This is a genomic window from Pseudoalteromonas sp. M58 (assembly GCF_042604605.1).
GTDB lineage: Bacteria > Pseudomonadota > Gammaproteobacteria > Enterobacterales > Alteromonadaceae > Pseudoalteromonas > Pseudoalteromonas tetraodonis.
In genome coordinates this window covers 2,986,498-3,010,254 of record NZ_CP152390.1, presented here as the reverse complement: position 1 = coordinate 3,010,254, position 23,757 = coordinate 2,986,498, and the positions used below count along the sequence as shown (strand labels likewise).

Below are 23,757 nucleotides of genomic sequence, written 5' to 3'. Positions count from 1 at the left end.
AATGCATAAGATTTGTTAGATTTAACACAATTTCCGAATTTATTTAGATAACAATGGAGTATAGCTATGGCCTGGAATGAACCGGGTAATAATGGCAATGACAAAGATCCGTGGAATAACAAAGGCGGACGTGATCAAGGCCCACCTGATTTAGACGAGGTGTTCCGTAAATTCAGTAACAAGTTTAACGGCTTATTTGGCGGTAAAAAATCCGGCAATGGTAGCGGCGGTGGACTTGGCGGAGCCGGTATTTCATTTGTACTTATTATCGCTGCCATTGTGTGGGCGTTAAGCGGTATTTATACGGTGAAAGAAGCTGAACGCGGTGTCGTTCTTCAATTTGGTAAGTTTGACCGAATTGCAGATCCAGGCTTGCGTTGGAAAATGACCTTTGTTGAGACGGTTATTCCAGTCGATATCGAAGCTGTTCGTTCGTTATCAGCATCAGGCTTTATGCTAACTGAAGATGAAAACGTAGTAAGCGTTGAGTTTGAAGTACAGTATCGAGTAATCGACCCATACTTATACAAGTTTAGTGTCACTAACGCTGACAGCAGCCTTGAAGAAGCATTAGATAGTGCACTGCGTTATGTTGTTGGCCATTCAAAAATGGACCAAGTACTGACTAACGGCCGTGAAGTTGTGCGTCAAAATACCTGGGATGAGCTAAATCAAATCATCGAACCTTATAACTTAGGTTTAATCGTAACTGACGTTAACTTCAAGGATTCACGTCCGCCAATGGAAGTTAAAGATGCGTTTGATGATGCAATTGCAGCCCAAGAGGATGAACAACGCTTTATTCGTGAAGCCGAAGCGTATGCCCGTGAAATTGAACCGCGTGCGCGTGGTCAAGTAACGCGTATGACGCAAGAGGCTGAAGGTTACCAAGAGCGTATTACTTTAGAAGCGCAAGGTGAAGTGGCTCGTTTTGAGAAATTACTTCCAGAATACCAAGCAGCTAAAGAAGTAACACGCGAGCGTTTATACATAGACGCAATGCAAGAAGTATTAGGTAATAGCTCTAAAATATTGGTTGACGTTAAGGGCGGTAACAACATGATGTATTTACCACTTGATAAAATCATGGAAAAACAGGGTTCATCAACACGCGTTGCTTTACCTAGCTCAAGCGATATTAACGATTTACGTAACAAGGTAAATACGTCACGTAACAGCACTGTTAATAGTGGTAATGATCGCTTTAACAATGATCGCTTCAACGACGGGAGATAAGCATAATGAAAAACTTTAGTTTAGTAATCCTATTAGCTGCCATTGTAATGTGTTTCTCGTCAGTATTTGTGGTTTCTGAAGGCCAAAAGGCGATTGTACTTTTATTTAGTAAAGTACAAAAAGACAGCGATGATCAAGCGGTAGTTTATGGTCCAGGTCTACATCTAAAAGTGCCATTTTTTAGCCAAGTGCGCCGCATTGATGCGCGTATTCAAACGCTAGATGGCACACCGGATCGCTTTGTAACTAGCGAGAAAAAAGACTTAATTGTTGATTCGTTTGTAAAATGGCGTGTTAACGACTTTAGCTCTTTTTACCTGCGTGCACGTGGTGATAAGCAATACGCTGAAACACTGCTTAAGCAAAAAGTAAATAATGGCCTACGTACTAACTTTGGTACTCGTACTATTCGTGAAATTGTATCGGGTGAACGTAGCGAGCTGATGGAAGAAGCGTTAGTACAAGCCTCTGAAAGTGCTAGTGAGCTGGGTATTGAAGTACTTGATGTACGTGTTAAGCAAATTAACTTACCTCAAGAGGTGAGTAGCTCTATTTACCAACGTATGCGTGCTGAGCGTACTGCCGTTGCTAAAGAGCACCGTTCTGAAGGTCAGGAAAAAGCAGAGACGATTCGTGCAGGTGTTGACCGCCGAGTAACAGTAATGCTTGCTGATGCAGAACGTAATGCGCGTTCTGTTCGTGGTCAAGGCGATGCTGATGCTGCTGCGATTTACGCTAGTGCTTATAATAAAGACCCTGAGTTCTTTAGCTTTGTTCGCTCTTTAGAAGCTTACAAGCAAACTTTCAAAGGAAAGCAAGACGTGATGGTGTTATCACCGGATAGCGACTTCTTCCAATACATGAAAGGCGCGAAAGCTCAGTAATCACAGCTTTAGTTAAATTTAAAAAGCCCTGCAATTGCAGGGCTTTTTGTTATCTGAATTTTAATCTTATAAATCACTGTTATTTATGTGATTATTAGCTAAACACTGATGTTTACTAAGGGCACGAGGAAAAAATAAGCTAAACGGGGTGAACTTTGCTTTAGTTTTCTGGTAAAATCTCGTCCTAATTTTCTCTAAGTGAATTTGCAATGGGTAAAAACGTTGTTGTACTAGGCACCCAATGGGGTGACGAAGGTAAGGGTAAGGTAGTTGACCTCCTTACAGATAAAGCATCTTTAGTAGTTCGTTATCAAGGTGGTCATAACGCTGGCCATACCTTAGTGATCGACGGTGAAAAGACAGTTCTACACCTTATTCCATCGGGTGTATTACGTGACAATGTTAAATGTGTGATTGGTAATGGTGTTGTTTTATCACCAGAAGCGCTAATGAAAGAAATTGGCATGCTTGAAGAGCGTGGCGTACCAGTACGCGAACGTCTTTTAATCAGTGAAGCATGTCCGCTAATATTGCCTTTCCATGTTGCATTAGATGTAGCTCGCGAAACAGCGCGTGGCGATAAACCAATCGGTACAACGGGTCGTGGTATCGGTCCAGCGTATGAAGATAAAGTAGCACGTCGTGGTTTACGTGTTGGCGATTTATTCAATCCTGAATTATTTGCTACTAAGTTAAAAGAAGTATTGGAATACCACAACTTCACATTAGTGAACTACTACAAAGTAGATGCAGTAGATTTTCAAAAAACGTTTGATGACGCAATGGCTGTTGCTGACATCTTAAAAGCAATGGTAGTTGATGTAACTGAGCTTTTAGATCAAACGCGTAACGCCGGTGACAACATCTTATTTGAAGGTGCACAAGGTACATTACTTGATATCGATCACGGTACTTACCCTTATGTTACATCTTCAAACACTACTGCTGGTGGCGTTGCTACAGGTGCGGGTTTTGGCCCATTACACCTTGATTATGTACTAGGTATCATTAAAGCGTACACAACACGTGTAGGTTCAGGTCCTTTTCCTACAGAGCTTTACGATGGCCTTGAAAAACAAGACCCAGTAGGTAAGCATTTAGGTGACAAAGGTCATGAGTTTGGTGCTACTACTGGTCGTTTACGTCGTACTGGCTGGTTAGATGCAGTGGCTATGCGCCGTGCAGTTCAAATTAACAGCATTTCAGGATTTTGTTTAACTAAACTTGACGTTTTAGACGGTTTAGAAACACTTAAAATCTGTACTGGTTATAAGCTTGAAGATGGTACTGTGACTAACGTTACGCCATTAGCGGCTGAAGGTTACGATAAAGTAACACCAGTATACGAAGAAATGCCTGGTTGGTCTGAAAATACCGTGGGTGTAACATCGATTGAAGGTTTACCTAAAGCAGCAATTGATTACATTAAACGTATTGAAGAAATCACGGGCGTCCCTGTTGATATTATCTCTACAGGTCCAGATCGTGTTGAAACCATGATACTTCGTAGCCCATTTGCATAATTGGGTTTATGTTGAAAAGAAGCTGCCATGTGCAGCTTTTTTTATGTCTATAAAAAAGCATACCTATTAATAGTGGAACGATCTTTGTATATTATTTGGTAAGTTTATTTTTAAAGTGGTTAATATGCGTTTATCTTCTCGTTGCTCAGTGTGGTCATTATCACTACTTACACTTTCTTTATTTAATATAAGCAATAGCTTAGCTGAAGAAAGCCCTGCAGCTGTGCCGCTGTATACTGAATCTGAGTTAATAGCTTTAATTAATGAGAACACTCATCTAGCCCGCGTGAAGGCAGATAATTGCCAGTTAGTGCAAGATATAGAAGCGCGAGCCAATAAAATGGCATTGCCGTCGTATCAATTTTTATACGGTGATATGCTCGCCTACAAGGTGTGTGTTGAGCGTGATGTAGCTTTAGGTGTGTATTACATGAAAAAAGCGGCTGAGCAGGGCTTAGCGGCAGCATTAGAGCAGCTAGGTCGCTATTACGATGTTGGGCAGTTAGTCCAAAAAGACAAAGCCATGGCAATAACCTACCTCCGTGAGGCCTCAGCGCAAGGTAACTTAAAAGCGCAATTACGATTAGTGGGCTTGTTTAATCAAGGCTATGGTAGTCCAAGAGACTTTGAAGATGCTTATCGTTGGCTGTTTAACACCACGGTAGCCGATAAAGCGACACATAAAAAAATAGAGCGAGCATTAACTAAACTTGCTGAAAAAATGCCAGCTAGTGTCGTTACCCGCGCGCGCTTACCTATGTAACCTAAACTCTAGCTAGAGAAAATAAACCTAATTATGACTATGATTTAATATGTTAGTAAATCTCTTAATCAGAGTTTAGGTTTGTAAATAAAAAAGTGAGAGTGCTTTTTTTAGCACTCTCGCTTTTTAGTTATTACTCATCTTTTTTATTGTCTTTGGCTTTGTTATTGGCCGGATCTTTTAATAGCGATATTTTAGGCGGTTGCAATGCAACTACTCGTTCACCCTCTTGTGGTGGCTTTTCCATATCACTGGTAAAAGGCCTCATTTTCACTGGTGCGTCTTCATCACTGTCTTTATCCCCTTTGAGAATAAACAGTGGGATCGCTTCAGGATTCATTTCTAAATACTGCTGCCAGCTAAACTCTTCAGATATACGTGTTGCACTCACTTTACCGCCTTTGGCAATAACACTGCTTAAGCGTGCATATGCGCCGTTTTCACCAAACAGAATTTGTCGTGATAAAAACGTCGCACTGTCTTTATTTGCTTTAGCATGTGATGAAGAGGAACGTAGTGAAAATACATTTTTTTCATTTAATAAATGAGAGAAGTACTGCACCCCTAATGCGTTGTGGTGGCGATTAGGTGAAAGCGCTAAAACACTGCGAATCGTGGTTAAAGGTAAATAACGTTCAGCATGCTCCGATTGCGGGTTACCGTAATAACAAGGAAGGCCATCCATGCGCGCCATTCTACAGTTCTCCCAAGCAGGATCTGATAGATGAACAGGAATATTTTGCTCTTTTAAGCCACGTGCAATTGCACGCGATACATGGTTTGCACCAATGATTAAAATAGTATTAGGGGATGGTTGACGCACTCCAAGTAGTTTCGCAACAGGGATAGCCGTTAAGCTTTGCAGTACCACAGTAACAATAATAACAGTAAATATGAGTGGCACCATTTTTTCGGCATCGGCCACTCCCGCTTCCATCATACTCAGCGCAAATACTGAACCAACGGCTGCTGCAACAATACCGCGAGGTGCAATCCAAGCAAGTACTAGGCGTGATTTCATCGGTAAGTCTGTACCAAAGGTTGAAATAGCAATACACAATGGGCGCGCAATAAATAGCACAATAGCTAAAAATATAAATACGTCGCTGTCGAGCATCATTAAATCAGAGAGTTGTAGTCTTGCGGCCAATAAAATAAATAAAGTCGAGATTAAAATCATCGACAAATCTTCTTTAAACTCGAGTACCGAATCTATTTCCAAGTCATCTTGATTAGCTAACCAAATGCCAAACACCGTCACAGCCAGTAAGCCTGACTCATGGCTTATGTGGTTTGAAATAGAAAAGCTAATTAACACTAACGCTAAAATACCAAACTTATGTAGCTCAAATGGCAGCCATTCTCGGCGCATTAGTTGCGTCGTGATCCAACCCGAAACCACACCAATGCTTAAACCAACGCCAACGGTTTTAACCAGTGCAACGATAGTATGGCTAAGTACTTCACCCTGACCAACCAGCATTACGGCTTCAAACACTAGTACTGCAAATAAAGCGCCAATGGGGTCTATTACTATGCCTTCCCAGCGTAAAATACGATCGATATCCTGGGTAGGTCGCATCGAGTTAAGTAATGGAGCAATAACGGTTGGCCCCGTAACAACAAGCACTGCGCCAAGTACTGCAGCAACTCGCCAATTTAACTCGAGTAACCAATAGGCGCTAAAACTAATAACAATACAAGTTGTAAGCATACCAATAGAGCAGAGGTTTCTGACGACTTTACTGATCCCTTTAAGTTCTCGAAAATGTAAAGTTAAGGACCCTTCAAATAAAATCACAGCGACACTCAAAGAGACCACAGGAAAAAGTAAATCACCTAATAATGCATCAGGGTCTAATACGCCACTAAATGGCCCTAATAAAAGCCCTGTAAGCAATAAAAACAGAATAGCGGGTACTCTAAACGCCCAAGCGACCCATTGGGCTAACACTGAACACAGTGCAATACCGGCTATATAAATTGCTGACATAGAGTAAAAACTCCTTAATTTTAATAATGTTTAAAAGTATAACGGTTACCAACCAGTAATACAGTGGGTATACACGTGTAAATTAAATTTAGCTAATAAATAATGTTTATTTATTTAGTGTTAACGTCTTTTGTGAGAGTGTTATCAAAGTTATAGTCTCTATAATTACTATTTATAGTAGTCTAACTTTATGATATCTATTGCAAAATGTGCATGCCTTGTCTGTTATGACCTATTTAGCTTTAATTTTAGCCTTGATCTAAGCGGCTATTTTAACGTATTATACTTCGTGTTCGAATAATTAGTTATCTAATAAAGTTTGTTGTTTAAGTAAGTAAACGTGTTAGATATAAACACCTTAACTCTCTTAGTGATTGTTCCAGCGATGTTTTATAATGTTCGAACATAAAATATCATTTACCGAACTCTTTGGTATAGTTTTGCTCAAGGTGTTTATTTGCTTAACGCATATAAATTAAAGTTTGAGTTGAATTATTACCTTTCAATATTTAATCCCCATCGTGGCGGTTAAATCTCGGTCCTTAAGTCATCACCCTATCTGTTGGTGTACCAGACTTAAGAGGCTCTATGTATGTTGTTAATAAAAAAGCCGCACACAGCTTTTTACAGCGATACATAAACAACACTTTATATTTTTTTAGTTAGTACAATCCAATTTTATTGGGTTAATACTATTTATTTTTTGCATCTCAATTTAAAACAATGGTTTTAGAGACGGTGTACGCGTGTGTAAAAAAAGTGTGGGCAATGATAAACAAATTCGACGTTATGTTTTAAACATAGCGACCTGGTTTCATTCATCAGTGTGATGAATACAAATAAAATGGAAAGTTGAGCATTTATGCAAAAGTTAAATTGGCGACGTATCGTACTTAAAGTGGGCAGTGCCTTAATTGCACCCGATCAAGATGGCTGTCGTTCACGCTACTTGTTAACCATCGCACAGTTTATCGTTCACTGTCGCGCACGTGGTATAGAGGTTATTTTAGTGTCATCAGGCTCTGTAGCGGCAGGCTCGCATTTATTTCCATCAGAGAAGCCGCGCTCAGTTGTTATGAAAAAAGCCATGGCAGCAGCAGGGCAAACAGAAATGATGGCCATGTGGGATCGTTTCTTTGATTTTCCTTCGGCGCAGCTACTATTAACTCATGGTGACCTTCGTGACCGAGAGCGCTATCAAAGTATTCGTGAAACTGTATTTACCTTGTTAGAACACGGCGTGCTACCTATCATTAATGAAAATGATGCGGTGACAACAGATGATTTAAAAGTGGGTGATAACGATAACTTATCAGCTATGGTGGCAGCTGCCGCTGACGCTGACGCATTAATGATTTTTTCAGATGTAGATGGGCTGTACGACAAAAACCCAAATTTGCATGACGATGCCGTATTATTGCCTGAAATAAAATCAATTGATGATTCTATTTATGCTATGGCAGGATGTGCTACCAGTGCAGTAGGCACCGGTGGTATGAAAACCAAGATTGAAGCGGCAGAAAAAGCCACATCACATGGTATTGCAACGTATATTATTAACGGCTTTAAAGAAGAAACCTTTACTCGTTTATTAGCGGGCGAAAATCCAGGTAGTGTGTTCTTGCCTTATGAAAAACCAATGCAAGACTCTATTCACTGGATGACACATACCGCAAATGAACAAGGTGAAGTGGTTGTCGATGGGTCATTTGATGATTCACTAGAAGGCGAAGACGGCTGTTTACGAGGCGATGAGATCAAGGAAGTACATGGCGAGTTTGCTGTGGGCGATACTATCTTAGTTCGCAGTGAAGATGGTACGCGTTTAGCTAAAGCCACAGCAAATTACAGTAGCTGCTTGTTAAACTTTATTGCAGACAACGAGCAGAGTGAATTCAGCGAAAAAATGCAGGATTCAATTGGACCAATTATTTCAGAAAAAGATATCGCATTATTGGAGAAGTCATGAGTTTAATTACGGATATATCACGCCAAGCAGCAAAAGCTGCACATACACTTGCTTTACTCGATACCGAGACTAAAAACAACGTGTTAACCGATATGGCAGCGGCATTAAGAGATCAAAAAGAATTTATAATCAAAGAAAACGAAAGTGACCTAAGCGCTGCGCGTGACAATAATTTAGCAGCGTCAATGATAGACCGTTTAACATTGAATGATGAGCGCATTGAAGCGATGGCTGAAGGTATCGAAGTGATTGTTTCACTTGATGATCCGGTTGGCCAGTTACGTGATATCACTGAACGTCCAAATGGCATTAAAATTCGAAAAATGCGTGTACCACTGGGCGTGGTATGTATGATTTACGAAGCACGACCTAATGTAACGGCTGACGCGGGTGCATTGTGCTTTAAGTCGGGTAATGGTGTTATTTTGCGCGGTGGTAAAGAAGCGCTTAAAAGCTCACAAGCCATTGCTAGTGTAATGCACAGCGTGCTTACTAAACATGGTTTGCCAACGGCGCTAATTTCAGTTATTCCAGATCCTGACCGTGCTTTACTAATGGAATTAATGCAGCAACGCGACAGTATTGATTTAATTATCCCACGGGGCGGTGAAGGGCTTATTAACTATGTAACAGAAAACAGTACAATTCCTGTTATTCAGCACTTTAAAGGCGTGTGTCATTTATACGTAGATAAAGATGCAGACTTAGAAGTGGCACTTAATCTACTACTTAACGGTAAAACTCAACGTACTGGCGTATGTAATGCCTTAGAAGGGTTAGTAGTACACCAAGATGTTGCTGATGAGTTTTTAAACCTGTGCGCGGTAGTGCTTCGCCAAGAAGGCGTAAAAATAAATGCCGATGCCAAAGCGGCTGAGTATTTTGATAATGCCACTGTGCTTGCAGATAACGAATTTGGTGAAGAATATTTAGATTTAGAAATTGCTATTCGTATAGTGCCAAGCTTTGATGCAGCCGTTGAGCACATTGCTCAATTTGGCTCAAATCATACCGAAGTTATCTGTACTAAAAACGATGCTGCGGCAGAGTTATTCCAACGTAGTGTGGATGCATCGGTTGTTATGGTTAATGCGTCATCACGTTTCTCTGATGGCTCACAACTAGGTTTAGGCGCCGAGATTGGTATTGCAACGACTAAGTTGCATGCTTATGGTCCAATGGGGCTTGAGTCACTAACAACTGAGAAATATTTAGTTAATGGTGTTGGTCAAGTTCGCGAATAACTTACCCAACCTAATAAACGATAAAAATGCCGGGCTTTTGCTCGGCATTTTTGATCTCGATTTAGCAAAATCAAACAACTAAGCAAACATAAAGATTAAAACAGGGCAAAAATTATCAACAGAGAAATTTATTTAGAATATAAAAATAAGGATATTACTTAGGGGAGAGAGTAGGAAAGTGGTGGAGCTAAGCAGGATCGAACTGCTGACCTCCTGCGTGCAAGGCAGGCGCTCTCCCAGCTGAGCTATAGCCCCACATTCCTAATTTACATACAATGTAAATGCTTAAGTGCTGAGTCTCAAGCGGGGTGAACTTTAAATATTTTTACGTTTTTGGTCAAGTATTTTTTCACAAATTTTTCCGTTTTAACTAATTTTTGTTAAACTCGAGCTAAATATTTACTAAAACGACAATACATAATGAAAAAATACGCGTTAGTTTTCATGATTTTCCTTTTTGGTTGTGCCAGTTCAGTAGATGAACCGCCCTACGAAATTAATAATAAACAATTTTATGACACCCTTGATGAGCAAGGTAACAAGCTTTTTGCTTATGTGGTTTCTGTAAAGGCTAAAAGTCGTGAGCAAATTAATATTAATAAAAAACTAACCCGCAGTGATGTTCAGCGTTTTGCTGAGCAAGAGCATTTTGAAGAGTCGAGTGTTTTAAAATTACAATTAGAAGATCAAGCGGTAGAGTTTCTTAATAAAGAACTAGCACAGCGTAACTATTGTGCAGATAAGCATGAAATAAACGAAGTACTATGGCGTGATTTAAGTGTGCAATTAAGAGGGCGTTGTTTGTAATATGTTAGCGGATAAACAAAAACTAGCGGCAGTGTTAACCCAACTAAATATAGAATATGACCTAATAGAACATCCAGCGCTACATGGCAGTTTAGATGCCGATGAACTGATGGTAAATCGCCCAGGAACACGTTTAAAAAACCTATTTTTGCGAGACAACGAAGGTAAGCGTCATTTTTTAGTGATCACCGCGCATGATAAACAGTTGGATTTAAAGTCACTTGCCAAACAGCAAGGGCTATCGCGCTTAGGCTTTGCCTCTAATGAGCGCTTGGCTAAGTACTTAAAGGTTGCACCGGGTTGCGTGTCAATGCTCAGCTTAATGAACGACAAACAGCGTGATGTAACGCTTTGGCTTGATCAAGATATTTGGTTTGGCGATTTATTTCATTGCCACCCGTTTGAAAATACCCAAACATGGTTATTAACTAAGCCTGATTTACTGCGTTTTTTTGACTTTACTGAGCATCAGCCGCGGGTGATGTTTTTGCCATCGCGTTGAGCCCACAAAATAAGCCCCAGTCCACACAAACATACAGCGAGTAATGTTGCCATAAACGCCGTTTGTCCATGAGTTTGATAAACCACCCCTGGTAATAACGAGCCCAGTGCGCCGCCGCTGTAATAAAATGATACATAGCACCCGTTGGTAACGCTTGGCGGTGCGTGACTGATTTTATTAACCAGTGGTGCCGCTGTGGAATGAATCACAAACATAGCGCCGCAAAAGAGTGTGAATGCAATTAAAAACAACAACAGTGAATGACTCATTAATAACATAATACTGAGGTTATAAAACACGAATACCGCGGCCAACAATCGCCAGGCTGAAGTCATTTTTTTTAATAGCCAAGGAGTGAAAATAGAAGCCAAAGCACCCACCAAATAGCCACTATAAACAAAGCCAATGTCGCGCGTGTTATTAATTAAAAAGGTATTTTTTAAAATAAAAGGCAAGTAGTTTAATAATGCTGCAAAGCAAAAAAACATACAAAAAATGGCACCATAGAGCTTAAGTGCAGAGCCCTCTTTAAGTTGTTTTATATAATCTAATGGTGATAAAACCTCGGTTGATTTAACGAGATTAAAACGTTTATGGGGAATACTTAACGCTAGAATAATCAGCATGGCTGCTATTAGGTAATAAAAACTCTGCCACGACCAAACATCGCTAAAGAGCGCAGCCAATACACGACCAAAATAACCACCGACAATCGTACTACCTATATATAGCGTCATATTTTTTTGTAATGTATCGGCTTGATAGCTCATACCAATAAAGCTGGTCATGGCAGTCAATGCGGCAGGTAAAGTCAGTCCTTGTAAAAACCTTACCAGTAGAAGTAATTCAAAACTCGGGGCATAAATAAATAAGATACAACCCACACCCAGTAACAACATAGCGAAGCGTAATATCAATAAAGGGTTTCGCTTAGCTAAAAACAGTCCATACACCAGAGGGGCAATAGCTAAAGGCAACATAGTGGCCGTCATTAAGCTGCCTGCAACAGCAGGAGCAACATTAAATTCAGTAGCAAATAAACTTAATAATGGCTGTGGTGCGTATAAAACAAAAAAAATGAAAACTGAACAGATGAGTAGGTGAGGTAAGCGCATTAACTGCCATATACATTGCTTATTAGTTGAGCTGCATTATATACAAAACTGCTAGGGTTTTCATAAATTAACCTTTATTGCGCTAAATCATGCTTTGTTTTCAGTAGTTTGTTAGATTAATACCAATAGCGCTGTTATTTACGCTCGTTGGTGATTAAAATAGCATTAATATTCGTTTTTAGTGGGAACACGCCATGGGGTCACTACAAGAGCAATTGCTCCAAGCTGGTTTAACAACATCACATAAAGCTAAAGTTGCTAAATCAGAAAAGCGCAAGCAACAGAAAAAGCAAAAGAAGGGAGCGACGAGCAACCCGAACGATTTACAAAAGCATATTCAGCAAACTAAGTTGGAGCAGCAGCAAAAAGCTGAAGAGCTCAATAAAGCGCGCCAAGAAGAATTAAAGCAGCGCGAGCAAGTCGCCCGTGTTAAGCAAATTTTAGAGCATCATAATCAAGAGTCAATTCGCGGTGAGCGTACCTTTAACTTCACTTATGAAAATAAAGTGAAAGGGCTTGATGTGAATGAGCAAACGCAAAAGGCGCTCTCGGGCGGGCGTTTAGCTATTTGTGTGTTAGAAGGTCAGTTTTACGTATTAGAAGATGAGCCTGCGCGTAAAGTGGCTGAGGTGGATGAAAAGTATATTGTGTTTCATGTTGAGCCTGAAAATAAAGCCAAAGATGAAGACGATCCGTATGCTGATTTTGAAGTGCCAGACGATCTTATTTGGTAAGCCTATTAAGTATCTGCTCAGTTACAGCAAGCTAGTATGTGTTTTATGAGGGATACACGTATTTGTTCTGATTGATCGTCAAACCTTACCAAGGACGTATGCTTTTTAAAGATTTATTGACTACAATAATCACAACCGTTTTTTTTAACCGTAAAAAGAAGAGTAAATACAATGAGCAAGATAAAAACACTTTTATTAGGCGCGGGTATTGGTTTAGCCGCAAGTTTTTCATTTTCAGCAGCCGCTGCAGATGGCGCTGCACTTTACACAGCTAAAAATTGTCAAACATGTCATGGTGCAGAAGGTAAAGCACCTATTATGGCGATGTACCCTAAACTAAATGGTCAAAACAAAGAATATTTAGTAGCGCAAATGAAAGACATCAAGTCAGGCGCTCGTAACAACGGTATGTCTATGGCGATGAAAGCGATGGTTGCGACTGTGACTGATGAAGAATTTGAAGCGATTGCCGATTACCTATCAAAAGTACAATAACCGTTAACGCTAATTAAAAAGAGCCACACCTATGTGTGGCTTTTTTATTTGGTGATTGCCATCATGCTAATACTCATTTAGACTTCTAAACATCTACAATCACTAGCGCTATGCTGTGTTTTAAAAGGCTTGTTATGTTTGATTTACCCCAGCTCAATTTAAAAAATAAAGTATCAGAACAAGAGTGGCAACTACGTGTTGATTTAGCCGCATGTTATCGATTAGTTGACCATTTTCGTTGGGGGGATTTAATTTATACGCACCTTTCTGCTCGCCTACCGGGCACTGATCATTATTTAGTGAATGCCTTTGGCTTAACGTTTGATGAGATCACTGCATCTAACTTAGTCAAAGTAGATTTAAATGGCCGCATTATTGACGATACACCCTTTAATATTAACCCTGCAGGGTTCACTATTCACAGTGCCATTCACGAAGTACGTGAGGATGCACATTGCGTTATACACCTGCACACAAAAGAAACAATTGCGGTTGCAACACAAAAAGAAGGGCTGTTACCGCTAAGTCAGTATTCGATGTTTTCATTGCCGTCTCTGTCTTACCATGGCTATGAAGGTTTAGCGGTGAATGACGATGAGCGTAAACGCCTGCAAACAGATTTAGGCACCACCAATCATATGCTATTGGTCAACCACGGCGGTTTAACAGTAGGCCCAACGGTAGGCGATGCGTTTATGCGCTTTTATGACCTTCAGCGTGCCTGTGAAATACAGTTAGCCATTCAATCAAGTGCGCAAGAAGCGGTGGCTGTGCCTCAAGCTATTATTGATAACATTTATAACCAAGCGAACGTCGTTCACAGCGGCAGTACAGGGGGCCAGCTAGCATGGCCTGCCATGTTACGAAAAGCGTATCGTCTTGATCCTAGTTTTGCAAAATAACCCACTGAAGGTTAATAAGGAATTTTTATGAAAGTAAATCGCGTTGAAGTCTTTGATATTCATTGCCCTGATCGTCCTGCATGGACGCCGGTATTTGTTCGTATTCATACCGATGAAGGTATTAGCGGTGTGGGTGAAGCAGGTCTTGCATACGATTTAGGTCACAGTGCAGCTGCTGCGATGATCAAAGAAATGGCCGATGCCTTTTTAATTGGCCATGACCCGTTTCAAACTGAAAAACTATGGTCGCGCATGTTGCGTGAAAGTTTTTGGGGTCTAGGCGGTGGGCCGGTGGTTTACGCAGCAATGAGTGCGATTGATACGGCACTTTGGGATATAAAAGGTAAAGCATTAGGTTTACCGGTTTATCAGTTGCTTGGCGGTAAAGTTAACGACAAGCTGCGTACTTATGCATCACAGCTGCAGTTTGACTGGGACAGTGAATTTAAAGCGCTGGTACAGCCACAAGAATATGCAGAAGCGGCACTAAAAGCGGTGGCGGAAGGTTACGATGCGGTAAAGGTCGATCCAATTCAATACGATAAAGACGGCAACACCTATTACGACCGCACAAATATTATTTCTCGTCCAGAAATGAAACTATACCGCGCACGTATGCAGGCTATTCGAGAGGCCGTGGGTGACGAAGTAGATATTATTTTTGAATGTCATAGCTTACCAGGGGCGACATCGGCAATTCAAATTGGTGAAATTGCAGAAGAATTTGATTGTATGTATTTTGAAGAGCCGGTGAATTACTTAAACCATTCATTACATGCAAAAGTGGCTGACAAAGTGGCTGTGCCTATTGCAGGCGGCGAGCGCTTGTATAACCGCTGGGGTGTACGTCCTTATTTAGAAGATCAAAGTATTGATGTACTACAGCCAGATATCGGCTTATGTGGTGGCTTTACCGAAACTAAAAAAGTATGTGATTACGCTGATATTTTTGATGTGCGTATTCAGGCACACGTATGTGGAGGGCCGGTTGCAACGGCGGCATCATTGCACTTAGAAACAGCGATCCCTAACTTTTTAATTCACGAGCATCATACTTACGCGATTAAAAAGTGGAATAGAGAGCTATGCTTACAAGATCCACAACCTAAAAATGGTTTTTTTGAAGTATCTGAAGAACCAGGTCTTGGGATTGAGCTTAACGATGAAATTGTAATGCGCTCACAACGCGTAGAAATAAAATAGTTTACTCTGTTGAGGAATAGCCGGTAAGTGAGTTGTCACTTACCGGCTTTTTTATCGCTGTGGGTTTATTTTACAAAGTACTTGTTTTAGTTCAATGGTTGCTTTGCTATCAAGGTGGCGAACAAAACAGCGCTCTCCCTTAGTCACGAGCTCAAATTGATCTGGCATATTAAGTTGCTTGCCCAAAATAGGGTTGCCCTGAGGATCTTTATGATTAAGTTGCTCAAGGGTAACTGTGCTTGAGGTGACAAAAACATCGTCTGCTAATTGAACCTGCGAGCTATGCAGCAGCTGCGCAATTGCGTCGGCTACTTTAGCGCTATTAGGCTCAATTAGTAACGCATGTTGCAATTTAGGTGTGGGCTCTGAGCTTTGTGCTAAGCACCCACTTAAAAATAGCGAAATTGCAGTTATTGCTAATAAAATCTTCATTGCTTATCTCATGTTATCGCTAAGAATAATATTCTGTTTAAGTACAGTCTGAATTCGCGCGTCTTTTACTTCAGGCATATCGGTGGCGATAGTGGGCGCAAAACCGAGAACACTATTTATTGAGCTTGGGGCTGGGCAACTGCCGGTTGCTCTATAACTAAGTGCGGTATTAAGTAAGCCTTCACTTGCATCACCTAAGCGTTTGCTAAAGTCATCGGCAACAGCACAGCCTGCAATAAGTACGGGCTGGCGCGCATTATCAATGGTATTTTGCGGTGCAAAGCCATCTGAATATTCACCAAAACCTTTGTTATTTTCGCCAGTAAATTGAATGGTAAAATAAGTAGTGTCGCAGTTATCGGTTGGGTAAAAGCCATACGGTTTACCACAGGTGCCAGCCCCTATCTGAATAATTTCAACATCGGCTCCGCGCAGCCCGTTAATTATAGCCTCACTGGCTGAGCAGGTGCTGCTGGTGGTGAGTACAAATACCCGATCTAAATTTAACGTTGGTAATGGGGTGCCTGCAGCTATTGCAGGGTTATTTTCAAACCCGACAAAACGATTTGTAAAGGGCATGGGGGTCAGTGTTTGCCCTGTGATAGGGTTGGTATTGGGATATTTATCGTTAAAAATAGTGCGTTCAAATATTTTGCCTTGGGTATTGCTACCTGCCACCATGTAGCCTACTTGGCTGGCCATTTGTAACAAACCACCGCCGTTATAGCGCACATCAATGACTAAATCTTTAATGCTGCTGGCAGCGAGTTGGTTAAAGGCGTTGTAAAGCTGCGTTTCGGCTATCGCGTTGTGGCTATTAAATTGAAAGTAACCCACATCGCCGTTTGCTAAATCAGTACGTACGTTCATTACTGGTTGCGACTCGATATTTTGAGATGTGAGCGTAACAATGCGATTTTCATTAGTGCTGATATCCCTAAATACAAATTCGGTAACTTTACCTGTTTGTTCTGGGAATAAACCTGCGTTAATAATAGCTACCTCGCTTGATGAGGTCGTGTTAATAAAATCAACACCATCAACTTCTAAAAGCTCAAAGCCCCTAATAATATTTTGATTACTAGCAGGGGTATTTGGCTCGGTATAGCTAACAATTGCTTGGCGCGGCGCACTACCAGCGATTATTTTTATATTAAAGCCATAACCAAAGCTTAGGCCTGATTGATTTTGTCTTTGCCACTCATCGGTTGGCAAACTAAAGTGAAAGTTATCTTTTTTCGCACCCGACTCAGTCAGTTGCTCCGTTTTTAAAGTATTAAAGTAATCAATGACGCCTGACGTTAATGCCGGATTAGTATCAATAATTTCGTCGTACCATAAGTAGGTTTCGTTACTCCAAGAGCGTAGCCAGTTTTTTTCATTAATTGCTTGGCATTGACCTTTAAATTGCCCTGAGCTAGCAAATACACCAGAAGCCCAGCCGCTATTGTCTGTTGTTGGGTTAGTCGCATTGTCGCTACCTCCACCGCCACAACCTGTTAATAAAGCGGCTAGCGAAAAAGGGAGTAATGTGTATTTGAGAGAAGATGAATTAAGAATGGCCATACGCATGCTCGTTTTTTAAACTGTTGAGCTAAATATAGCGGTTTTCATTTAGAGTTGATAGAGGCGCGCAGCATTTTTGTAACTCAAATGTTGCCATGTAAGATCATCGCTACATAGGCTTCGATAATGTTGCCATAACTCATTGTAGTTAATGTTAATTTGGCACACGGGGAAGTTGCTGGCAAACATCACTCTTTGCATACCAAAATGCTTTAAAATATGTGTAAAACATAGGGTTTGCTGCTCGCTATTAAGCATGAGTAATTCAAAGCCTGAAAACTTCATCGCAACATTAGGCTGCTGTGCGAGTAATTCAATGGCGCGTTGCCAGTTAGCAAGGTTGTGTGCAAGCCCTGCGTGATTAATGATGATTTGTAAGTCACTAACTTGGTTGGCATAAGAAATAAGTTGCTCGGTGATGTTGAGGTTTTCTATTTCAAATTGCGCTTCAAAATGCAGTTTTAAGTGGCTCAAGTGGCGCAGGTTATCGAGACAATGAGGGTTCAATAAGCGCGTGGCATCATGACCTTCAGTGATATCTCTAATGCCGACAAGGGATGAATGTTTTAGATGTTTAAGTGCTAGTTTAAATGCGTTATTTGGCTGGTTAATTGTTGCAAAGCTAATCGCTTTGTAAGGTAGCCTTTTTATATGCTTTGCTAACCAGTTTAATTCATTAATAGGTTGCTCATTATCAAAGCCAGCTTCTATATGCACTAAACCAACGAGTTCAAAGTCCGTACTTTTGATTAGTTTAGCAACGCTAATCGGTTGTTTTATTTTATCTAAGTTAGGCCAAGCGGGTGGGTTAGCACCTTGCAGCCAGGTGTATTGACCCTCCAGCAAATTAAAAAAATGCACATGCGGGTCAATAATTTTAGTACTCATTGCGCTGTGTAACCGCCATCAATGCGTTGCAAACTGCCGGTAATAAAGCTGGCTTCTGGACTTACTAAAAAGTTTACCAGTGCTGCAACTTCATCGGCTTGGCCTAAACGATTAAGTGGTTGTAAAGCAGCTTCTTCGGCAACAATATCTGCCTTATTTGCGCCACTTTTTTTGCAGTATGCATCAATCGCATTATGAAATAACGGTGTTTCTATGGTGCCAGGACACACGGCATTAGTGCGAATATTAAAGCTTGCGTAATCTAAGGCGGTGGTTTTAGCCATCGAAGCCAGTGCATGTTTAGTCAGGTTATAAGCAAATGAGTTTTGTTTGCCAATAATGGCCTGATCTGAGGCAATTAACACAATAGCGCCATCTTGTTGTGCTTTCATGGCTGGTAATACGCTTTGTATAGCCGCGTACGCACCTTTAACATTCAGTGCCATTAACGCATCGAATGTCGCTTCATCGGTTTGCTCAATTGTGGCACTTAGGTGCTTGCCAGCATTTGAAACAAGTACATCAATGCGTTGTGTTTTTTCAATAATAGCCTGTATACACTGACGTACGGTGGTTACATTACTAACATCACATTGATGAAAAACACCACTCTCACTGGGTTCAATATCTAGGTTATGAACCTGATAGCCGTTCATTAATAATCGCTGAACCACAGCAAAGCCAATGCCTTTAGAGCCACCGGTTACTATTGCAACTTTTGACATACTTGTTCCTTTAATTAGCAATTAATGTGCGTGGCCGCAACCACCTTCAGCATGAACATGACCGTGAGAAATCTCTTCGTTTGTTGCTTCTCGAACTGAGACAACCTCAACATCAAAAGTCAGCGTTTTACCAGCAAATGGGTGGTTTAAATCACAATCAGCATTAAAGCGGCCTACTTTTACAATGGTTACTTGGTGGCGACCTTGGTTTGATTGCACCATAGCAGTCATGCCTGGTTTCCATACTTTTACATCACCTTGAAGGTGCTTAAGCGGAATGCGCTGAATTAAGTCATCAACACGCTCACCGTATGATTCACTTGGAGATAACGTAACGCTAAATTTATCACCAGCGGCTTTACCTTCAAGTGCGGTTTCTAAACCGGGTAGCATGCCTTCGCTGCCGTGAATATAACTTAATGGCGCGTCGTTTAGGCTGCTTTCGATTTGTTCACCCGCTTCGCTTAGGGTGTAATGAAATTCAACGGCCGAATTTTTACTGATTTGCATGCTTGTCTCTTTGAGTTTTAAATTAATTAAAGGCAATTTTACGCGAAATACTGCGCTTTAGAAACTTAACGTGGATGATTTAATGTATTTTGTAAGTCGAGTAACAGATCTTTTTTCGCCGGGGTAGTTTTTGGTGTCGCGGCTTGAGGTATAAATAAAACCAACTGAGTCCCAGGCTTTAATACGCTTGAGGCAGATAATTTATTCCAACGCGCTAAATCGCTATGAGCAACGCCGTATAACTGACTTATATTCCAAAGGTTATCACCGGGTTTTACGTGGTAATCTACCTCGATGGTTGGAATGATTTGCTCTTTTTGTTCTAGATAAGGGCTTATTTTATAGTTAATAGTGAGTGACTCAGGCAACGTTTGCGGCTCCCCTAAAATAAGCTTTTCGCCAACGCCAATAAAGTTATTTTGCTTATTATTGAGCTGTTTTAATACTTCTAAAGGCAGGCCAAAATGCCTAGCAATACCGTACAGCGTGTCATTTTTCTTAACGATGTATTCGCCTGCAAAATTGGCTTTAAAAAAGCGGTTTTTTAATAAAGCTTGTTGCTCAATAGGGAGTAACAGAGTGTGCGGTCCATGGGGGGAGCTTTGATTTTTTAAATAACCCCGATTAAGGGCATGCAGTTGTTTGGCGCCCATGCCAGAGAGCTTGGCCATAACTGAAAAATCAAACTGTTTTGCCACATTTAGCGAGGTAGTCAGTGCTTTATAAGGAAGCTTTGGCCGTTTAAAATTTGCCTTAGGGTGTTTCACTAAATAGCTCAGTGCTAATAGTTTTGGTACATAGTCAGCGGTTTCTTTTGGCAGTGTTAGTGCCCAAAAGTCAGTTGATTTACCTCGTTTTTGATTGCGTTTTATAGCGCGCTTAACTCGGCCTTCACCGGTATTATAGGCCGCAAGTGCATGTAGCCAATTACCATCAAAACGTTTATGTAAATAGCTCAAGTAATCAAGTGCCGCATCGGTTGAGGCTAATACATCCTGGCGTCCGTCGTACCATTGATCTGATTTAACCCCAAAATGATGCGCGGTTGCTGCAACGAGTTGCCACACTCCCACAGCGTGCTCGCTTGAGCGTGCGGTAGGTCTAAAGCCACTTTCTACAAACGGTAACAAGGCGAGCTCCATCGGCAAGCGCTTTTGCTCAACTTTTTTTACAATATGGTATAAAAAAGGCGCTGCACGTCGAGACACTATTTTTAAATAATTAGGCTGTTTTAAATACCAGTTAATGCGTTTTTTTAACGCCTGATTTTGCTCAACCGGTAAATGTAAGTTATCAGCAATATGTGCCCATAACTCTGTGGGTTGAGCTATTTCAGGGGCTTTGGGGGTGGCTTTTTTATTAATGACTTTGTGAGTGTTTTTAGAGGTCGGCGTATTTGATAATGCCGGTTTTGACTCTACAGGTGTGGGAACTGCAGGCGCAATGATCTCTGGCTGAGTGGTTTTACAGCTGCATAGCAATACAATGGCAAAGCATAAGATCAAGTGACGCATTTTGTTCCTTTTTAAAAAATATATTTCCATATTTTAACACAATCCATTGTGTTCAGTTATTGACTGTTTTTAGCGCGAAGTAATCCCGATTGCAAAAATAAGTGACTTGATTTTATATCAAGTGGTTCTTGTTGATAAGGTTTTAGTGCCTCACTAGGGAAGTTTTTTTGTAATTGCTCAATACTGGCTTCAGGGTTATTTTTAGCATGCTCCGTAATCGCTTCTAAAAACGTGAGTGACTGTTTTAGTTTAACTTTATCGACTAAATCGCCATGTCCAGGAATAAAAAGTGACAGCGTATTATTATTTATATATTTTTTTAATAAGCGTTGCCATTGCTTAAGCTCGCCATGCCCAGGGTAAGGTAACCAATCGATGATATCACCACCAATTAAGGTTTTACCTTTGTCGGCAAGTAGTGTTAAATCGCCATTAGTATGTGCCTGATGCGGGTTTATAGTGAGTGTATAGCCACCTAAATCTAACGTTTTAGATTCACTAATACTCATTTTTGGTGGTGTTAATTGATAGTCTTGCCAGCGAAATAAGCGCTTTTTAGCGCGGGTAAGCTTTTCTCGCCATTGAACTTGCTCAGCATCGGGTAAGGTGGCTAATCGTTGATAGCTCAGCTCAATGCTTTTCTCGAATCCCTCTAACTTGTCTGTTAAGGCTTGCTGGTAAAGCGAAAAGTCGTTAGCGACTTGTTGGTGAGTAATAAGTTTTGCGTCTGGGAAGTAATGCTGCATAACCGCCATCCCCAGTAAGTGATCGTCATGAAAGTGGGTTGCAACTAAATAACACAAAGGCGTCTTTAGACGTTGTTTTAGCTCAGTTACCAGTTGTTCTACCGCCGCAAAGTTACCACTGGCATCAACGAGTAATGCACATTCACTGCCTTCAATTAATACTTGGTTAGAATCGTAAAAACGAAGTCTTTCAGGTTGCTTAAGAAATTGAATATTAGCTGACAACGGTTGCCACTCAATTGCCGCCTCACTTTTTGTTTGCATAAACAAGCAAATTAAAGGCAGTAAGCACTTACCTATTTTTTGAGCTTTACTTAAAAATGGTTGCATCTTTATCTCTAGCTGTATTTTTGACGGTAAAAACAATAAAAGCGCAAAATGCGCTTTTATTTAGTGTGCTCAGAGTTCGAGCTTAAGTAGTGACTCAATTTATCAATGAGTTGATCTTGATATTCAAGCTCAACTGATTTTTGAGTTTTCGCTTCAAGCAATTCGTGGCTTAAATTTAAGGCAGCCATAAGTAATGCTTTTTGATCGTTTCTGACTGTTGAACGTTGTTTCATTTGTTCAACTAAATCATTCAGATTTTTGGCGGCCGCTTTTAGTGCCTCTTCTTGCCCCGCAGGACAAGCAAATTGCTGCTCTTTACCAAGCAATTCAACAGTGACTCGCTGGTTTTGCAGCTCAGACATTAGCTTGCCTGTTGCGCGCTTTGTAATTTATCTAACAATGATGACAAGGTGGTACTTGCATCTTTTTGTTTTTCTTCATTTTCAAGGGCTTCTAACTGCAATAACTCATTTTCATCAAGTAGCTTGCTGTTTTGCTCTTTAAGCTCTGAAATATCAGTTTGTAACTGATTATTACGGGTAATTAGTTGGTCGATCAGTTGTTCGAGTTGTTGAAGAGTGTTGTTGTTCATAAATGCGCTCATATAACTGTAATTAATGTCATGCAAATGTAAAGCAAAGTGTGTTTATTTGCCAGCATTTACGCTGGTTTTAGGTGATTTTTATTCTATGTTAAGGGATAATTCACGCTATTGGCTTTTTCATTCAGAAGCGGTTCACGTAAACCCCCGCTTTTGCTGGTATCGATTGTCAAAGTAGTGTGCTTATGGTTCACTGATTTTATTAAATAGCGTATGGTGAAAATAAATAATGCTTAGTTACAGACACTCCTTTCATGCGGGTAACCCTGCTGATGTACTTAAACATTTAGTGTTAGCGCAAGTACTGGGTTATCAAACAATTAAAGATAAGCCGCTTGACTATATTGATACGCATTCGGGGGCTGGTTTTTTTGAGCTTGCTGCACCTGACGCGCAAAAAACCCAAGAGTACCAAGATGGCATTGAAAAACTGTGGCAACATACTAGCCAACACAGTGCCTTAAATGACTACATTGAACTAATAAAATCATTTAATGAGAGCGCATCGCTGGCGTTTTACCCAGGCTCACCAAAAATAGCCGAGCACTTTTTACGCCGTCAAGATAAGGGCTGGTTTTTTGAGCTGCATCCGCGAGATTTAGTCTTACTTGAAGAAAACATGCAAGGTAAGCGTTCTATTCGTGTACGCGGCGAAAATGGGTTTGCAGGCTTAATTGGTTTGTTACCGCCAGCTTCGCGCAGAGCCTGTGTGTTAATAGACCCACCTTATGAAATAAAAGACGATTACAATACGGTAGTACAAACCATTGTTAAAGCACATCAACGCTTTGCAACAGGGACTTACATGATCTGGTATCCGGTTGTGGACAGAGAACGTATTGATAATATGGAGCAGGGTTTAATTGACGCGGGCATTAAAAATATTCAATTATTTGAATTAGGTACTGAAGCAGATACAGAAGTACATGGTATGACCGCCTCTGGAATGATAGTGATAAATCCACCCTGGAAGCTGAAACAAACTATGGATGACGTGTTACCTGAACTAGTAAGCTTGTTGAGTAAGCCAAGTGGCTTTTATCGCAGCGAGCAGTTAGTTGCCGAATAAAAATAA

24 protein-coding genes and 1 tRNA gene are annotated in these 23,757 nt (G+C 40.7%); 13 read left to right on the top strand and 12 right to left on the bottom strand.

The genetic code is table 11. From position 1 onward, the window contains the following. The first annotated feature begins 66 nt into the window (after positions 1-66). The 4 genes from hflK (at position 67) to AAGD16_RS13800 (ending at position 4,406) form a co-directional block, all read left to right on the top strand. Complete coding sequence (hflK, locus tag AAGD16_RS13815; protein WP_013466024.1) at positions 67-1,236, top strand: FtsH protease activity modulator HflK; 1,170 nt, start codon at positions 67-69, stop codon at positions 1,234-1,236. A gap of 5 nt (positions 1,237-1,241) precedes the next feature. Next, a complete protein-coding gene (gene hflC, locus AAGD16_RS13810) occupies positions 1,242-2,120 on the top strand; it encodes a protease modulator HflC (protein WP_013466023.1) in 879 nt (292 codons plus the stop codon). 209 nt (positions 2,121-2,329) lie between these two features. Then, on the top strand, positions 2,330-3,643 hold the full coding sequence (locus AAGD16_RS13805) for an adenylosuccinate synthase (protein WP_013466022.1): 1,314 nt from the start codon (positions 2,330-2,332) through the stop codon (positions 3,641-3,643). Positions 3,644-3,767: 124 nt separating this feature from the next. Then, a complete protein-coding gene (locus AAGD16_RS13800; protein WP_013466021.1) occupies positions 3,768-4,406 on the top strand; it encodes a tetratricopeptide repeat protein in 639 nt (212 codons plus the stop codon). A 133-nt stretch (positions 4,407-4,539) separates the two neighbouring features. On the opposite strand, the gene AAGD16_RS13795 is transcribed toward AAGD16_RS13800, so the two are convergent. Beyond that, complete coding sequence (locus AAGD16_RS13795) at positions 4,540-6,399, bottom strand: sodium:proton antiporter (RefSeq protein ID WP_013466020.1); 1,860 nt, start codon at positions 6,397-6,399, stop codon at positions 4,540-4,542. Positions 6,400-7,261: 862 nt separating this feature from the next. Here AAGD16_RS13795 and proB point away from each other — a divergent pair. Both proB and AAGD16_RS13785 read left to right on the top strand, forming a co-directional pair. After that, a complete protein-coding gene (proB, locus tag AAGD16_RS13790; protein ID WP_013466019.1) occupies positions 7,262-8,368 on the top strand; it encodes a glutamate 5-kinase in 1,107 nt (368 codons plus the stop codon). After that, positions 8,365-9,612: a glutamate-5-semialdehyde dehydrogenase gene (locus tag AAGD16_RS13785; protein ID WP_024601938.1), complete on the top strand. Its 1,248-nt coding sequence runs from the start codon at positions 8,365-8,367 to the stop codon at positions 9,610-9,612. The genes proB and AAGD16_RS13785 overlap by 4 nt, the downstream gene beginning before the upstream one ends. A 179-nt stretch (positions 9,613-9,791) precedes the next feature. On the opposite strand, the gene AAGD16_RS13780 is transcribed toward AAGD16_RS13785, so the two are convergent. After that, positions 9,792-9,867: transfer RNA gene (locus AAGD16_RS13780), tRNA-Ala, on the bottom strand. Between the two features lie 165 nt (positions 9,868-10,032). On the opposite strand from AAGD16_RS13780, the gene AAGD16_RS13775 reads away from it, so the two are divergent. Continuing rightward, on the top strand, positions 10,033-10,419 hold the full coding sequence (locus AAGD16_RS13775; RefSeq protein ID WP_013466017.1) for a hypothetical protein: 387 nt from the start codon (positions 10,033-10,035) through the stop codon (positions 10,417-10,419). A 1-nt stretch (position 10,420) separates the two neighbouring features. After that, on the top strand, positions 10,421-10,921 hold the full coding sequence (locus AAGD16_RS13770; protein ID WP_377112469.1) for a prolyl-tRNA synthetase associated domain-containing protein: 501 nt from the start codon (positions 10,421-10,423) through the stop codon (positions 10,919-10,921). Here the strand turns inward: AAGD16_RS13770 and AAGD16_RS13765 are convergent. Continuing rightward, complete coding sequence (locus AAGD16_RS13765) at positions 10,888-12,036, bottom strand: MFS transporter (RefSeq protein ID WP_013466015.1); 1,149 nt, start codon at positions 12,034-12,036, stop codon at positions 10,888-10,890. The genes AAGD16_RS13770 and AAGD16_RS13765 overlap by 34 nt on opposite strands. Positions 12,037-12,230: 194 nt before the next feature. Between AAGD16_RS13765 and AAGD16_RS13760 the strand changes: the two genes are divergently transcribed. The 4 genes from AAGD16_RS13760 to AAGD16_RS13745 all read left to right on the top strand — a co-directional run bounded on the left by AAGD16_RS13760 (position 12,231) and on the right by AAGD16_RS13745 (position 15,370). Continuing rightward, positions 12,231-12,770, top strand: coding sequence for a DUF2058 domain-containing protein (locus AAGD16_RS13760; protein WP_010391699.1), 540 nt, complete (start codon positions 12,231-12,233; stop codon positions 12,768-12,770). A gap of 171 nt (positions 12,771-12,941) precedes the next feature. Beyond that, the gene (locus AAGD16_RS13755; protein WP_010391700.1) at positions 12,942-13,265 is read left to right on the top strand and encodes a c-type cytochrome; all 324 of its coding nucleotides are present in this window, start codon (positions 12,942-12,944) and stop codon (positions 13,263-13,265) included. A gap of 134 nt (positions 13,266-13,399) precedes the next feature. Further along, positions 13,400-14,167 (top strand): class II aldolase/adducin family protein, encoded by a 768-nt coding sequence (locus tag AAGD16_RS13750; protein WP_013466014.1) that lies wholly within the window; start codon positions 13,400-13,402, stop codon positions 14,165-14,167. Between the two features lie 27 nt (positions 14,168-14,194). Further along, positions 14,195-15,370: a mandelate racemase/muconate lactonizing enzyme family protein gene (locus AAGD16_RS13745; RefSeq protein WP_010391702.1), complete on the top strand. Its 1,176-nt coding sequence runs from the start codon at positions 14,195-14,197 to the stop codon at positions 15,368-15,370. A gap of 51 nt (positions 15,371-15,421) precedes the next feature. Here AAGD16_RS13745 and AAGD16_RS13740 read toward each other — a convergent pair whose 3' ends face one another. The 9 genes from AAGD16_RS13740 to AAGD16_RS13700 all read right to left on the bottom strand — a co-directional run bounded on the left by AAGD16_RS13740 (position 15,422) and on the right by AAGD16_RS13700 (position 22,673). Then, on the bottom strand, positions 15,422-15,802 hold the full coding sequence (locus tag AAGD16_RS13740) for a hypothetical protein (protein ID WP_013466013.1): 381 nt from the start codon (positions 15,800-15,802) through the stop codon (positions 15,422-15,424). A gap of 3 nt (positions 15,803-15,805) precedes the next feature. Continuing rightward, positions 15,806-17,368: a S41 family peptidase gene (locus tag AAGD16_RS13735; protein WP_010391706.1), complete on the bottom strand. Its 1,563-nt coding sequence runs from the start codon at positions 17,366-17,368 to the stop codon at positions 15,806-15,808. Between the two features lie 48 nt (positions 17,369-17,416). Next, the gene (locus AAGD16_RS13730; protein ID WP_377112461.1) at positions 17,417-18,256 is read right to left on the bottom strand and encodes an amidohydrolase family protein; all 840 of its coding nucleotides are present in this window, start codon (positions 18,254-18,256) and stop codon (positions 17,417-17,419) included. Next, positions 18,253-18,981, bottom strand: a complete 729-nt coding sequence (locus tag AAGD16_RS13725) for an SDR family NAD(P)-dependent oxidoreductase (protein ID WP_377112458.1) — start codon at positions 18,979-18,981, stop codon at positions 18,253-18,255. Before AAGD16_RS13725 ends, AAGD16_RS13730 begins: the two co-directional genes overlap by 4 nt. A gap of 21 nt (positions 18,982-19,002) precedes the next feature. Next, entirely contained in the window at positions 19,003-19,491 is a 489-nt protein-coding gene (locus AAGD16_RS13720; protein WP_008466307.1) for a peptidylprolyl isomerase, read from the bottom strand. Positions 19,492-19,556: 65 nt separating this feature from the next. Next, a complete protein-coding gene (locus AAGD16_RS13715) occupies positions 19,557-21,005 on the bottom strand; it encodes a transglycosylase SLT domain-containing protein (RefSeq protein ID WP_377112454.1) in 1,449 nt (482 codons plus the stop codon). Positions 21,006-21,061: 56 nt separating this feature from the next. After that, a complete protein-coding gene (locus AAGD16_RS13710) occupies positions 21,062-22,081 on the bottom strand; it encodes an MBL fold metallo-hydrolase (protein ID WP_377112451.1) in 1,020 nt (339 codons plus the stop codon). A gap of 56 nt (positions 22,082-22,137) precedes the next feature. Beyond that, positions 22,138-22,443 carry a cell division protein ZapA gene (locus AAGD16_RS13705; protein ID WP_377112448.1) on the bottom strand — a complete coding sequence of 102 codons (306 nt, stop codon included), beginning with the start codon at positions 22,441-22,443 and terminating at the stop codon, positions 22,138-22,140. Next, entirely contained in the window at positions 22,443-22,673 is a 231-nt protein-coding gene (locus AAGD16_RS13700) for a hypothetical protein (RefSeq protein ID WP_008466311.1), read from the bottom strand. The genes AAGD16_RS13705 and AAGD16_RS13700 overlap by 1 nt, the downstream gene beginning before the upstream one ends. A 238-nt stretch (positions 22,674-22,911) precedes the next feature. Here AAGD16_RS13700 and AAGD16_RS13695 point away from each other — a divergent pair, with 238 nt between their 5' ends. Next, complete coding sequence (locus AAGD16_RS13695) at positions 22,912-23,751, top strand: 23S rRNA (adenine(2030)-N(6))-methyltransferase RlmJ (protein ID WP_013466006.1); 840 nt, start codon at positions 22,912-22,914, stop codon at positions 23,749-23,751. Positions 23,752-23,757: the final 6 nt, after the last annotated feature.